The sequence below is a fragment of the Bifidobacterium sp. M0404 genome, assembly GCF_016101415.1.
Lineage (GTDB): Bacteria > Actinomycetota > Actinomycetes > Actinomycetales > Bifidobacteriaceae > Bombiscardovia > Bombiscardovia polysaccharolytica.
The window spans coordinates 190630-203276 of the sequence record NZ_JACFQP010000001.1 but is presented as its reverse complement, the minus strand read 5'-3'; the positions used below and the strand labels follow the sequence as shown (position 1 = coordinate 203276).

Annotated in this window: 10 protein-coding genes; 1 reads left to right on the top strand and 9 read right to left on the bottom strand. The window is 62.5% G+C overall.

Going from position 1 to position 12647, the window contains the following annotated elements:
* Window positions 1-18: 18 nt before the first annotated feature.
* The 8 genes from H3T93_RS00845 to rpoZ form a co-directional block, all read right to left on the bottom strand.
* Window positions 19-855 carry an inositol monophosphatase family protein gene (locus tag H3T93_RS00845; RefSeq protein ID WP_045935548.1) on the bottom strand — a complete coding sequence of 279 codons (837 nt, stop codon included), beginning with the start codon at window positions 853-855 and terminating at the stop codon, window positions 19-21.
* 90 nt (window positions 856-945) lie between these two features.
* Window positions 946-2454 carry a depupylase/deamidase Dop gene (gene dop / locus H3T93_RS00840; protein WP_144177400.1) on the bottom strand — a complete coding sequence of 503 codons (1509 nt, stop codon included), beginning with the start codon at window positions 2452-2454 and terminating at the stop codon, window positions 946-948.
* Window positions 2451-4013 carry a proteasome ATPase gene (arc, locus tag H3T93_RS00835; RefSeq protein ID WP_144177401.1) on the bottom strand — a complete coding sequence of 521 codons (1563 nt, stop codon included), beginning with the start codon at window positions 4011-4013 and terminating at the stop codon, window positions 2451-2453. The genes dop and arc overlap by 4 nt, the downstream gene beginning before the upstream one ends.
* A gap of 66 nt (window positions 4014-4079) precedes the next feature.
* Window positions 4080-5054, bottom strand: a complete 975-nt coding sequence (gene fmt, locus H3T93_RS00830; protein ID WP_144177402.1) for a methionyl-tRNA formyltransferase — start codon at window positions 5052-5054, stop codon at window positions 4080-4082.
* 45 nt (window positions 5055-5099) lie between these two features.
* Window positions 5100-5804: an HAD family hydrolase gene (locus tag H3T93_RS00825; protein WP_144177404.1), complete on the bottom strand. Its 705-nt coding sequence runs from the start codon at window positions 5802-5804 to the stop codon at window positions 5100-5102.
* A gap of 101 nt (window positions 5805-5905) precedes the next feature.
* Window positions 5906-8209: a primosomal protein N' gene (locus H3T93_RS00820; RefSeq protein ID WP_144177405.1), complete on the bottom strand. Its 2304-nt coding sequence runs from the start codon at window positions 8207-8209 to the stop codon at window positions 5906-5908.
* Window positions 8210-8301: 92 nt separating this feature from the next.
* Window positions 8302-9522 carry a methionine adenosyltransferase gene (metK, locus tag H3T93_RS00815; RefSeq protein WP_046323134.1) on the bottom strand — a complete coding sequence of 407 codons (1221 nt, stop codon included), beginning with the start codon at window positions 9520-9522 and terminating at the stop codon, window positions 8302-8304.
* Window positions 9523-9584: 62 nt separating this feature from the next.
* Entirely contained in the window at window positions 9585-9869 is a 285-nt protein-coding gene (rpoZ, locus tag H3T93_RS00810) for a DNA-directed RNA polymerase subunit omega (protein ID WP_015022131.1), read from the bottom strand.
* 178 nt (window positions 9870-10047) lie between these two features.
* Between rpoZ and ilvD the strand changes: the two genes are divergently transcribed.
* Entirely contained in the window at window positions 10048-11907 is a 1860-nt protein-coding gene (gene ilvD / locus H3T93_RS00805; protein WP_144177406.1) for a dihydroxy-acid dehydratase, read from the top strand.
* 85 nt (window positions 11908-11992) lie between these two features.
* Here the strand turns inward: ilvD and gmk are convergent, their stop codons facing one another.
* Window positions 11993-12616, bottom strand: a complete 624-nt coding sequence (gene gmk, locus H3T93_RS00800) for a guanylate kinase (protein ID WP_144177617.1) — start codon at window positions 12614-12616, stop codon at window positions 11993-11995.
* Window positions 12617-12647 lie beyond the last annotated feature (31 nt).

The following is a 12647-nucleotide window of genomic DNA, read 5'->3' as shown; positions in this document are numbered from 1 at the left end:
TCTCCTTCCCTGCGCGGATCAGCGCCCGCTCAGATACGTATTCAAATCCTCCGCGATGAGCCCGTTGGTGGCTACCACGTCGTTGCTGCCCTCCCAGCGCACATGCCCGCCGTCCCAGCGCCAGAGGGTACCCTTGGCCTCTCGGACCACGACAGCCGCCGCAGAAACAGCGGGGATGTCCCAGGAGTGCAGGGCCGGTTCAAAGTAGGCGTCGTAACTGCCGTCCGCCACCCGGCACAGATCCAGCGAGACTGGGCCGACGCGCTTGATGTCGGCAGGCTTGCCGGCCATGCGCGAGACAATCTGCAGGACCTTTTCAGACTCGTTGGGGAAGTATGACATACCGAAGCTGATTACTGATCCGGTCAGGGTGGTCATAGTGGAAGGGATGATTTTCTCCCGTTTGTCACCCACAATGGTCCGCCGGATCCTAATGGCGCCCTGGCCCTTGGCAGCCAGATAGGTCAGGCCCAGTACCGGCGCATGCACGATGCCCAGAACCGGTGAAGCATGGCCCTTCTCGTCCACGGCGAACAGGGAGATGGTAAGCGTCCATTCGGCCATGTTGCGCACATAGTTGACCGGACCGTCGATGTGGCCCAGACACCAGTAACGGCCGCCTGGACGCCGGTTGCCGGCCTCCTCTTCCCAGAAGCCGTCCATGGGGTCGAGAGCGGCGATCTTGGTTCGGCAGTAGCGAATCAGACGTGTGTCGATGCCCGGCGAAAACTGGGTGCCCTGGCCGATGGCTGAGGTAGAGCGGGGATCGTGGGGGTTGATCTGGTCCTGAAGGGCATGACGGCCGGCCTCCACAGCAATGGTGGCGGCCTGCATGGCCAAATCGCGCAATTCCATACTTCTCTTCTCTTTCAAACGGGTGGTCGAGGCATTGCCGACCGTGGTCCACCGGTGGTCGTCCGGTCGGATATCGGACTATTGTCTGCGCTACGAGCAGTATATGTCGCGGTCATCCCGGCAGGAAGACCGTGTGTGGCTCAGAGGATCGGACAAATCCACAACCCTGGTCCTAGGCTCTCCCTCCGGTCCCTGCTCCTCAAGAATGACACGACTCCAGGAGACGCCCCTGACCACATCAGGGCAGCGGTGGAGCAACTGGGAACGGCACCAGGCCCGTGTCTGCTCCGGCCCCTGGTCCATGGCCTTGGTGATCTGGTCGGGATCTGCCAGTCTCAAGATGGACCCTCTGAGTCGCCAGGGCAGATCACGGCCGGGATCCACCCGTGCCCAGGCCAAATCCAGGGCTGCCAGACGGGGATCCGACCAGTCCGGTATGGTCCGGCGGCGGCGCAGGCGCTCCAAAAGCTGCCATTTGAGCAACCATTCCAATCTTCCTGCCTGATCGGTCATCGCAAGACGGGCATCGTTGTCGCCCGAACGCACCACAGCCAGATCCTTGAGCACCTGGCCCCAAAGGTTCAAAACCCGGTCATCGGCACAACCTGGCTGGTCGGCATCCCGTCTGGCCTGGCGGGCCGCATCCAGGAGTGCCTTTTGGATGGTCAACGCATCGGCGCATCCCCCGTTTGCCAGGGCAAGCGGCTTGGTCAACGTGACATCACGGGAAACCGTGTGCAGGGCAGACACCGAATCATCCAGGGTCCAGCGATCCAACAGCTCATCGATCTGACGGGTCGAATCGCCCCCGGATTCCAAGAGTCCCAGCAGCAGATCGGTGGTCCCCAGCTTGAGAACCAGGGGGACATCCAGCCGGTTGGCATCGCCCACAATCACATGGAGACGGCGACTGTCCGGCCCTGCATGCGACTCGTCCCTGGTATTGATGATTGGCCGCCCGAAGGTGGTCTGCAGTCCAATGCGGCTGGTCAGATAGTCGGCGCGCTGGCTGAGCTGGAAGCCGGCCTCCTCGCTCCTGGGTCCCAGGCCCACTCTGCCCGAACCGGTATAAATCTGCCGGGTGACGAAATGAATGGTCATTAGGGCCGCTACTCTGGCAAAGGGCACCGCCCTGTCCATCAAATAGTTCTCATGGGATCCCCAGGCAGCACCCTTGCCGTCCACGTTGTTCTTGTAGAGCGCCAGGCCCCCTGCCCTTTCTGCTGCCTGGGCCATCATCCGATCACCCGCACGGTCCTGGACCAGCGCATCGAAAGCATTCACCGTTTCAGCCGAAGCATACTCGGGATGGGCATGATCCACGTAAATGCGAGCGCCATTGGGGGCTGCCACATCGATCAGCCGTGCACCGGGCGCATCCGTGAGCATGCTCGGAGCGGCAGCGGAACGCGGCAACCGACCTCCCCTGGCATCATTGACCGGATCCTCACCCCCGTAGTCCCAGCGAATGTGGGCCAGGTCCGGATGGGCGGCGGCCCTTACCAGACGCAGGGCCAGAGCACGTGGATCAGCGCCAGGATCCTGGGGGTCGGCAATGGCGTACTCCGTCTCGGTACCCATAACCCGCCCGGCACTCATGACCGCTCCCCTGGCCCATCGACGGGACGAACCTCTTGGACCTGCCCTGGGCGCAGTCCGGCCAGATCGGCCCAACGGTCCGGGTCCTGGCCGCGAAGCTCTTCCATAGTGTCCTCATACTGCCCATGGACCGCCCTCAAGCAGAGCCCAGGGTCAAGACCCACCTGTTGACCCTGTTCGATGGAAGCCTTGACCGCCATGGTCTTGACCCGGTCGACCAGGTTATGCAGCATGGCGCCGGAGACCACGGACTCCAGGTAGAGGGGCTGCCATCGGCCCGTGGCATCCATGATATTGCCCAGCAGATGGTCATCATCCCTGGCGAAGAGCCCGTCGACCAGCACCTGGATCAGCTCCTCCGACCCAGCATCATCCTCCATGGGCATGTCTGAGCCCAGATACTTGCCCAGGATGGCGGCTGACCTGGTCCTGTCGGGGCGATCGATGCGGATCTTGACATCCAACCGTCCCGGGCGCAGAACCGCCGGGTCGATCATGTCGATACGGTTGGAGGCACCGATGACCATGACCTGGTCCAGGGACTCGACACCATCCAGCTCGGTCAGGAACTGGGGGACGATGGTGGTCTCCACATCCGATGAGATGCCTGACCCCCGAGTGCGCAACAGGGCATCCATCTCGTCGATGAAGACCACCACAGGCCCACCCTGACCTGCCAAGCTGCGGGCCCGGGCGAAGAGACGGCGGATCAGCCGTTCGGACTCGCCCACGAACTTGTTGAGTACCTCGGGGCCCTTGACCGACAGAAAGACCCCGTGGCCATCGCTCTCCTGAGCCAGGGCGCGGGCCAGGGCCTTGGCAATCATGGTCTTGCCATTGCCGGGCGGTCCATAGAGCAGAACACCCTTGGGGGCCTGAAGCCCGTAACGACGCATCAGATCGGCATGCTGGAAGGGCAACTGGACAGCATCACGGATACGCTCAATCTGCCTGTCCAAGCCGCCAATATCAGAGAAGTCCACGTCAGGAGTCTCCTCCAGCAGCATGTCAGATTGGTCCGACTCAGGCAGAACAGCCAGGGCCATTGAACAACTTTCGTCCATGAGCAAGGCGCTGCCCGCCTCGATAGGCTGGTCCTGCAGAGATCCTGCACGTGCGGCGACATGGGTCTGCCCGGAGGGGTCTTCCACCAACAAGGCACCGGATTCCAAGGTCTCACGCAGCGTGCGGACCTGCCCAGTCACCGGCTGATCGCCCGCACGCACCACCACCATATCGGCGTTGAGCAGAACCTCCTGGCCAGCCCTGATCCGCTCGGCGCGGATATCAGGCGCCAGGGGCACCACCATCCGCCTGGAACCGTTCAGAATCAGCAGGCGGGCCTGTTGTACCCCCTGGCTGTCATAGGCGACAGAATCAACTCCCAAGGCCAGGGCAACCGTCAAGGGCGGCTGACCCAGCTGGGCCAACTGGCTCTTGGCCTTGGCCAGCTCCTTGGCAGCCCTGGTAAGCGCCGCAGCCAGGGCCCGGTTGCGGCGATCCCCGGCCTGATCCCGGTCATTTACATCGTCGGCCTGATCAACATCATCGGACTGCATGGCTTCTCTCCTTCGTCCGTCCCTGGAATTCCCGCTCGGCCTGGACAGCCAGCCTGGCGGAAGGGCTCAGCTGCAGCGGGCTCCCTCTTCCAACCGAGCTCCACGGGCCCAGTCCATAGCCTTCATGGCACGCTTGCCTGCAGCCTTGACCATCTGCAGCTCCAGGGGCAGGGTTTTGGTGCCCACCCAGAGATGGCGACGGTCCATGGCGAGCCGCCCAGGCTCCAGATGCTCAGGAAGCCCGGGCTCGTCCCCTCGGGCTGGTGCCGCCCTGAGCACGGTCAGCCCTGTCTGCTTGTCCTGCGGGTCATCGCCTTGCCGATACAAACACCAAGCTCCGGGCTCTGGGCTGCATGCTCGAACCTGCCGATCCAGGGCAAAGACGGGCACATCGAAGCGCATGCGAGCATCCTGGTGGGTGATTTTGGCGGCCACCTGATAGGCGCCCTGCGTCTGCTCCTTGGGTTGAATCCGACCTTCAGCAAGGGCCTCCAGGCTGGCAGCCAGCAGGTGGGATCCATCCTCGGCCAGCCGATCCAGCAGCTCGCCCGAGGTCTCGTGCGGTCCAATCTCCACCGTGGACTGAGCCAGGATGGGCCCTTCATCCATGCCGGCCGTCAGCCTGAAGACCGTGGCCCCAGTGATGGTATCCCCGGCCCAAATGGCCCGCTGGACCGGCGCTGCCCCCCGCCACTGCGGCAGCAGAGAAAAGTGCAGGTTATACCAACCACCTTCAAAGGCATCCAGGACCGGCTGGCGCAGGATCCGTCCGTAAGCCACGATGGCCGCACAGCTGGCACCCGTATCCTGCAGCCGCGCCGGAAAATCCGGATCGGATGGGTTGTTCTCGAGAACGGGGATCCCCAGCTTCAGGGCTTCAGCCTTGACCGGACTGGGATGCAGATGCCTTCCACGCCCCTGGGGAGCGTCGGGTCTGGTAAGCACGGCAGCAACCCGGAAATGCTCCTGGTCGGCCGCCAACAATCTTAGAGATGGCAAGGCGAACTGGGGTGTGCCCGCAAACAGCAATGTCATGACCATATCGGCAATCTCCTTTTCGTCTGACGGCTTTGGACCACTACACTTTCACTGCACCTGAGGAATGTTCACTCCTGCCTCGATCAGGGCGGTGCGCAGCCCGTAGGGGTCACTGAATCTTAGGCTGCGGATGCCGGCCTTGTTTGCACCGACTACATTCATACCCTTGTCATCCACGAAGAGGGCCCTGTCAGCCTGGATTCCGAACTGGTCCAGGGCATACCGGTAGATGGCCGGGTCGGGCTTGAGCATGTGGATGGGCCCGGAGACCACCACCCCGTCCAGCCCATGCAGGAAGGAGTCGCCGTCCCAGGCGTGATGGAAGAGCTCGGCACTCCAGTTGGTCAACCCCCAGACACCCAGTCCTGCCGCCTTCAGATCCTCCACCAGCATGCGGGCACCGGGCACAGGGCCGGTCAGCGAATCGACAAAGTGGTCACAATAGTAGGCGAACATGTCATCCCAAGGGGCTCCGCAGTTGGCGGCCACCCAGTCAAGGGCCTGGGCACAGGTGGCTCCGCCGTCCATCATGTTGTTGGCCCGGTAGAAGCCGGAACGGCTGTCGTCCAGCATGGCCTCGATACTCTTGTGCCCGTATCGGGCCACCATGGCCATCTCGGGCTGCCAACGAATCAGGACGTTGCCGAAGTCAAAGATGACCTGTTCAATGGGTTGACCTTGGGCCTGAGCCGCTTCCTGCTCAGCCTTGATCACATCTGCCTCAACCCGGATCTCGCCCGGCCATCCCTTCATGACTTTCCGCCTTTCGTGAATTCGTCCATATGCGCCTCTGCCTGCGCCCCCTCATGAAACCACGCCGCATAGACCCTGTACATATCCGCCTGAAGCGACAGTCATGTCAGATCCTTGGGATCCATCCGGAAGCGCAGCTCTCCTCGCCCGCGACCGGCCACGTACTTGGCCTGAGCCTGCTTGAGATCGTCAGCCAACTTGTCCCGGCGGCTGGTGGGTACCCGAACCAAGGCTCGGACCCTGTCCTGGGTTCCCTCCAGATAGCCGGCTTTCAGCGTGGAGGGCGCAGGTATGGGCACAGGCCCAAGCAGGGCAGGAACAGGTTCAGTGCCAGCATCTGTGACAGCCTCCTGACCCGGCACAATCCCGACTGCGTCAAGCATCCAGACGACGGCCTCCCTTTCACCCCAGATCGCAGCCATGGCGACCGCAGGGGGCATGGCAGTCAGCCGGCGGTCCTCCAAATCGGCGGCGGCGAGCACCGGTCCCTGCCAGGTCATCAGCGCCTGGGCCAGCTGGGGATCGCACTCCCCCAGCAGGAGCACCTGACCTCCCTGGGCCCGGGAGCGACAGAAGGAAGCCACGCGCATCCAGGCTCCCAGGGTGTCCATGCGCGCATCGATGCCAGGGGCATACAGGCTGGTCCAGGCGTCCAGAATGGCTACGGCCCGGTATCCTCGCGACAGCCGGGGCAGATCAGGATCGTCTGTATCTGCTTTGTTGCCATCGACGCCCGAGCCGACCACCCTGGGCTCGGCACCCGGAGTGGCAATGACCAGACTGGGACGATCCCGGACGCTATCTACCACTCCGCGGGGCTGGCTGGGCGAAGAGATGACGATGGGCACATTTCTGAAGAGCATGCGCAGCTCCTGCGCCGTCCCAGCGGCGCCTACCCTGACCACCCGAAGCCGTGAACCCCCGCAATCCGGACAGGACCAGTCCGTAGCCGCAGCACCGCACCAGGCGCATCGGGGCGCACCAGGCCGCCGTGCCCGCAGGGGTCCGGTACAGCGCGGGCAACGAGCCTGATGATGGCAGCGAGCGCAACTCAGGCTTTCGAATATACCGTCCTGAGGGATGGACAGCAGAACCGGACCACGCTCCAAAGCTTTGTTGATAACGGCGACAGCGGTATGCGGAACCCGGGCGCCCACGGTCGGGTCGGCCATATGGCTCAGTTCCTCCCGGTTCAGCCAGCGAATCCAAGGAAGCAGGGTCGTCACAGCAGACCGATCAAGCGTCAAGGCGGTGCCTGGACCAGTCACACCAGAGTCCGCCTCGGTGGCCTCGGGCAGACTCTCCCAGTGGGAACGCACGCTTCTGGCACGGGCCATGGCCAGGAAGACACCGCCGTGGGCACGCGCTCGCAATCTCAACACTCCGCGGGCGTTGGCGTATGGCATCATCCCGTCGGCGTACTGGTAACTGGCATCATCCATAAGAGCGAAGAGGGCAGGACCCTCCACCGGCGCGTACATGGCGGCCCGCAGCCCGATGGCGCAACGGACCTGACCGGAAGCCAGAGCAAGATAGGCCCTGTAGCGCTCGGCGGGAGCCATGCCGCTGTCCAGAATGGCGAAATCACCGGACCAGCCGCGAGCCTCCTGTTGGCCCGGACCTGCTGAGACAGAAGGTCCAAAGGGACGCAGTCCCAGCTGCTGGAGAACTGCAGACAGGTGAGCCACCTGACGGGTGCCCGGCAGCACCATAACCGCCGCTCGGCCGGCCAGCAGTGCGCCAATCAATACCCTGGCAGCCAACAGGGCGGCCTGGTCCATACCGGGCAGAATATCAATCAGAAAGGCGGCGAAGGCATCCTCTTCCAGCGACTGATCCAATTTCTCCAGCCTCTGATAGCCCGGATCAAGTCTTTGTTTCAGGTCCTTCTGTCGCTGGGCCAGCCCGGCCACCCAGCTGGGGTCGGATGCCAACCGGGGTTGACCGGGAACCAGCTGCTGCTCCTTGTCGATCCGGGCGACGCGAGGGGGCAGGGCCAGACGCAGAATGTTGGCTTCAGTACCCCCATAGGCTCTGGCGATAGCAGTGATGTCCGCGCGCAAAGAAGGTGAGATCAGGCTGCGATCCAACACCACCCGCTCCAGATAGCGTAAGGATGCGCGGGGAACCTGGCTGTCCGAGACGCGTTCCCAGATGATGCCATTGACCCTGCGCGCCCCGAATCGAACGCGAACCAGACATCCCGGCTGTGCATGATCGGCCTGGTCAGCGTCCACCAGATAATCGAAGGTCCCGCCCAGATGAGTAGCCTGGACATCCAACACCACCCGTGCCACGGGGAGTTCATCGGCTGGTCGGCGCGGGGGCCTCTTTCGACTGCTGCTCGTACGACGACGCGGGGCAAGACCATCCAGGGCGGGCTGACTGACGGCCTGCGAATCCATGGCTGATCCTCTCGCTTTCACGATTAAGAGAGCCATGGCGGATTCCCCAGTTGATGACCCGGGAACCCGCCGTGGCTCTTGATGAACAGCTGCTACCTGGTCATGCCGATGGCAGCCTTGAGCTCGCCAACCTTGTCCACCTGCTCCCAGGTGAAGTCGGGGTCCTCCCGGCCGAAGTGCCCGTAGGCTGCAGTCTTGGCGTAAATAGGCCTCAACAAATCCAGTTCATCGATGATGGCGGCAGGCCGCAGGTCGAAGACCTTGCGCACGGCCTCCTGGATCTGCTCCCGAGTAACCCCCTGCTCGGTGCCGTAGGTCTCAACGTTGACGCTGACCGGATCGGCCACGCCAATGGCATAGGCCACCTGGACCTCGACCTTGTGCGCCAGTCCAGCGGCCACGATGTTCTTAGCCACCCAACGCGCTGCGTAGGCAGCGGACCGGTCTACCTTGCTGGGATCCTTGCCGGAGAAGGCACCGCCTCCGTGATGGGCCGCACCACCATAGGTGTCCACGATGATCTTACGTCCGGTCAGTCCTGCGTCAGCCGCAGGACCACCCAGAATAAAGGAACCGGTCGGATTGACCAGCACCCGATAGCCCTGGTGCTCGACGGCCTTGCCGCAGACGCGATCCAGCACGGGCGTAATGACGTGCTCCATCAACTGCTCCTGCAGCCAGTCACGCCCAACCTCAGGATCGTGCTGGGTGGAGATGAGGACCGTGTCCACCCGACGAGGACGGTCATCCTCATCATATTCGATGGTGACCTGAGTTTTGCCGTCAGGGCGCAGGTGGGGAATGATCCCCTCCTTGCGCACCTGTGCCAGCCGGAAGGCCAGCTGATGGGCCAGGTATATGGGCAGAGGCATGAGTGTGTCGGTTTCATCGCAGGCGTACCCAAACATGACTCCCTGGTCGCCGGCCCCCTGGGACTGGTAACGCTCCTCACGGGTGGCGGCGCTCTCCTGGCTGGCCGACAACCGCTCCACACCCTGGTTGATTTCCTTGCTCTGCTCGCTCAGAGCCACGGTCACGCCACAGGAATCCGCATCCAGACCAATATCTGAAGAGGTGTAGCCGATCCTACGCAGCACGGACCGGACCTGGGACTGGATATCCGTGTAGCCCTGAGACGATACCTCTCCGAAAACGAAGAAGAGGCCAGTAGCCGCCGAGGTCTCCACAGCCACATGCGAGTGCGGATCCTGGGCGATCAGATCGTCCAGAATGGCATCGGAAATCTGGTCGCAGACCTTGTCTGGATGGCCCTCGGTCACTGATTCAGCCGAAATCAGCCGTCGCTCTGTCATTTCATTCACCTTTGTCTAGAAACCGTCATCGCCCGAGGACGCTGTGTCGAGAGTCGAGAAGCTCAGTTGCCTTCGCTCAGATCGTCCTCGCCCAGGGTCTCTTCAAGCAGGCCCTCGTTGATCTCGCGGAAGGCGATGGACAAAGGCTTCTCCTGATTCTGGTATTCGACCAGAGGACCGACGTTCTGCAGCAGGCCCTCATTGAGCTGTGTGAAATAGGAATTGATCTGACGGGCCCGCTTGGCCGCGAAAATGGACAGTGCATACTTCGAATCGGCGTGCTTCATGAGGTCGTCGATGGGTGGATTCGCAAATCCCTGCGGATGGGGCTCGGTACCGAATGCCATAAGATGTTTCTCCAATTCAACTGGATGAACCATTCATTCAATCTGTATGATTTTACCGCCCGGGCTCGATTTTAGCCCTGAAGGCTTCTCTGCCGGGAAAAGCAGTGTGAACACGCCGGAAATTCCAACATGTGGTCATGTTCGAGCCGTCACCGTCCACGTTCACTTGAATGAAACTATGCAGATGCGATCAGCCAAATTAATGAAGGAACGAGAGTTCGCGGGCGCCCGTGCTCTCTATCGTGCCGCTGGCGTCAAGGGCGAGGACTTCGGCAAGCCCATCGTGGCCATCGCTAATTCCTTCTCCGAGTTCGTGCCTGGTCACGTTCACCTGAACAAGGTGGGGCGTCTGGTCTCCAAGGCCGTCAAGGAAGCGGGTGGCATCCCCCGCGAGTTCAACACCATTGCTGTGGACGACGGCATCGCCATGGGCCATACCGGCATGCTTTATTCTCTGCCCAGCCGTGACCTGATTGCTGACGCTGTGGAATACTCGGTCAACGCCCACTGCGCCGACGCCCTGATCTGCATTTCCAACTGTGACAAGATCACCCCCGGCATGCTCATGGCCGCTCTGCGTCTGAACATTCCTACAGTCTTTGTCTCCGGTGGCCCCATGGAAGCCGGACGTACCGTCATGCCAGACGGGACGGTCCAGGAGAGCACGGACCTGATTGACGTCATGTACGCCTCAGCGGATGACAGCATCGACGATGCGGGTCTGCTGGCCCTGGAGAAGACGGTTTGCCCCACCTGCGGGTCCTGCGCCGGCATGTTCACCGCCAACTCCATGAACTGCCTGACCGAGGCCATGGGTCTGGCCCTGCCCGGCAACGGCACCACCCTGGCCTCACACACAGCCCGGAAGATGCTCTTCGAGCGGGCCGGCAAGCTGGTCGTCGAGATCGCCAACCGCTACTATCAGGATGACGACGACTCGGTCCTGCCGCGTTCCATCGCCACCAAGAAAGCCTTCGAAAACGCCATGACCATGGATGTGGCCATGGGTGGATCCACCAACACCGTCCTGCACATCCTGGCTGCCGCGCAGTCGGCGGATGTGGACTTCACACTGGACGACATCGAACGCATCTCCCACACGGTCCCCTGCATCTGCAAGGCCTCTCCCTCCGGAGACTGGGAGATATCGGACGTCCACCGGGCCGGCGGCATCTGCGGCATCCTGGGTGAGCTGGACCGTGGCGGAGTGCTGCACAAGGACACGCATTCCATCGACTACCCGGATCTGGAGTCCAAGCTGAACGACTGGGACATCATGCGCCCCACCTGCCTAGACCAGGCCAAGGAGCTCTACCACGCAGCGCCCGGGCACATCACCTCCCCTGAGCCTTTCAACCAGTCCAAGGAGTGGGAGGATCTGGACACCGACCGTGTCAACGGCGCCATTCACGACCTGGACCACCCGGCCGTCTCTGAAGGCGGCCTGGCTATACTGCGCGGGAACCTGGCCCCCGATGGCTGCGTGGTCAAGACCGCAGGCGTGCCCAAGGAAATCTGGAACTTCCGCGGACCGGCCCTGGTGGTCGAATCACAGGAGCAGGCCGTTGAGGTCATACTGAACGGCACCCTGCACAAGGGTCAGGCCCTGGTCATCCGTTACGAAGGACCCAAGGGCGGCCCGGGCATGCAGGAGATGCTCTATCCGACCTCATTCGTCAAGGGCAAGGGAATCGGCAAGGACGTGGCCCTGCTGACCGACGGCCGTTACTCCGGCGGCTCATCAGGCCTGGCCATTGGCCATATCGCTCCTGAAGCAGCCAACAAGGGCCCCATCGCCCTGATCCGCAACGGCGACATGATCCGCATCGACATCCCCAACCGGCGCGTAGATGTCGAGCTGAGCGATGAGGAACTTGAGCAGCGCCGTGCAGAACTTGAGGCCGGCGAAGGCTATGTGGCCCACAGGGACCGCAAGGTTTCACTGGCGCTGAAGGCCTACGCCGCTTTCGCCCGCTCTGCAGACAAGGGCGCCACACGCGACCCGGATCTGATCAACCGGTTGTCCGGTCTGGACTGATAGATCGAAAATCCCCCAATCGGGCTCTTACCCGATTGGGGGATTTTCGACTCTTCTGGAGTAAGGCCAAGTAAAGGCCTGATGCTCAGAGACCGTATTCCTTGGCGATTATCGCCCAGAGAGCCTGGGCGGCTTTATCCACGTTGTCGTTGACTATGACCTGGTCGAACTGATCCTCTGAGGCCAGCTCCACCTTGGCGGTCTCCAGCCTTCGGGCCCGTTGCTCCTCATTTTCGGTTCCCCGCATGTTCAGCCTGGTGACCAGGTCCTGGAATGAGGGCGGCGCCAGGAACACATAGAAGACTTCCAGGCCCAGCTCCTTGGCACGTTCGCGAACTCGGTGCGCCCCCTGCAGGTCGATCTCCAGAATTGTGGGCACCCCTGCCGCCAGATGGTCCAGGACAGGCTGCAGCGGGGTGCCATAGTGGGACATGCCATGAACCAAGGCGGTCTCCAGAAAGTCTCCGGCGGCTTCCCTGCGGGCAAATTCCTGCTCGTCCATGAACCAGTAGGTGATGCCGTCCTTCTCGCCCGGACGCGGCGCCCGGGTGGTGGCCGAGACGGAGACCCAAACTTCCGGGTGGGCATGACGCAGGGCTGCTTCCACTGTACCTTTGCCTACGGCCGTGGGCCCTGTCAACACGATCAGCCGGCCGCCCGTCTTCCCCGTCCCCCCGGTCTGTTCTCCCGAAGGGTCCTGACTCGACATATCGGCACCGCTGATCGCTGACACAGCCACT

Coding starts and splice junctions, on each gene's coding strand:
- H3T93_RS00845 (WP_045935548.1), bottom strand. CDS start 855: ATGGAATTGCGCGATTTGGCCATGCAGGCCGCCACCATTGCTGTGGAG.
- dop (WP_144177400.1), bottom strand. CDS start 2,454: ATGAGTGCCGGGCGGGTTATGGGTACCGAGACGGAGTACGCCATTGCC.
- arc (WP_144177401.1), bottom strand. CDS start 4,013: ATGCAGTCCGATGATGTTGATCAGGCCGACGATGTAAATGACCGGGAT.
- fmt (WP_144177402.1), bottom strand. CDS start 5,054: ATGGTCATGACATTGCTGTTTGCGGGCACACCCCAGTTCGCCTTGCCA.
- H3T93_RS00825 (WP_144177404.1), bottom strand. CDS start 5,804: ATGAAGGGATGGCCGGGCGAGATCCGGGTTGAGGCAGATGTGATCAAG.
- H3T93_RS00820 (WP_144177405.1), bottom strand. CDS start 8,209: ATGGATTCGCAGGCCGTCAGTCAGCCCGCCCTGGATGGTCTTGCCCCG.
- metK (WP_046323134.1), bottom strand. CDS start 9,522: ATGACAGAGCGACGGCTGATTTCGGCTGAATCAGTGACCGAGGGCCAT.
- rpoZ (WP_015022131.1), bottom strand. CDS start 9,869: ATGGCATTCGGTACCGAGCCCCATCCGCAGGGATTTGCGAATCCACCC.
- ilvD (WP_144177406.1), top strand. CDS start 10,048: ATGCAGATGCGATCAGCCAAATTAATGAAGGAACGAGAGTTCGCGGGC.
- gmk (WP_144177617.1), bottom strand. CDS start 12,616: ATGTCGAGTCAGGACCCTTCGGGAGAACAGACCGGGGGGACGGGGAAG.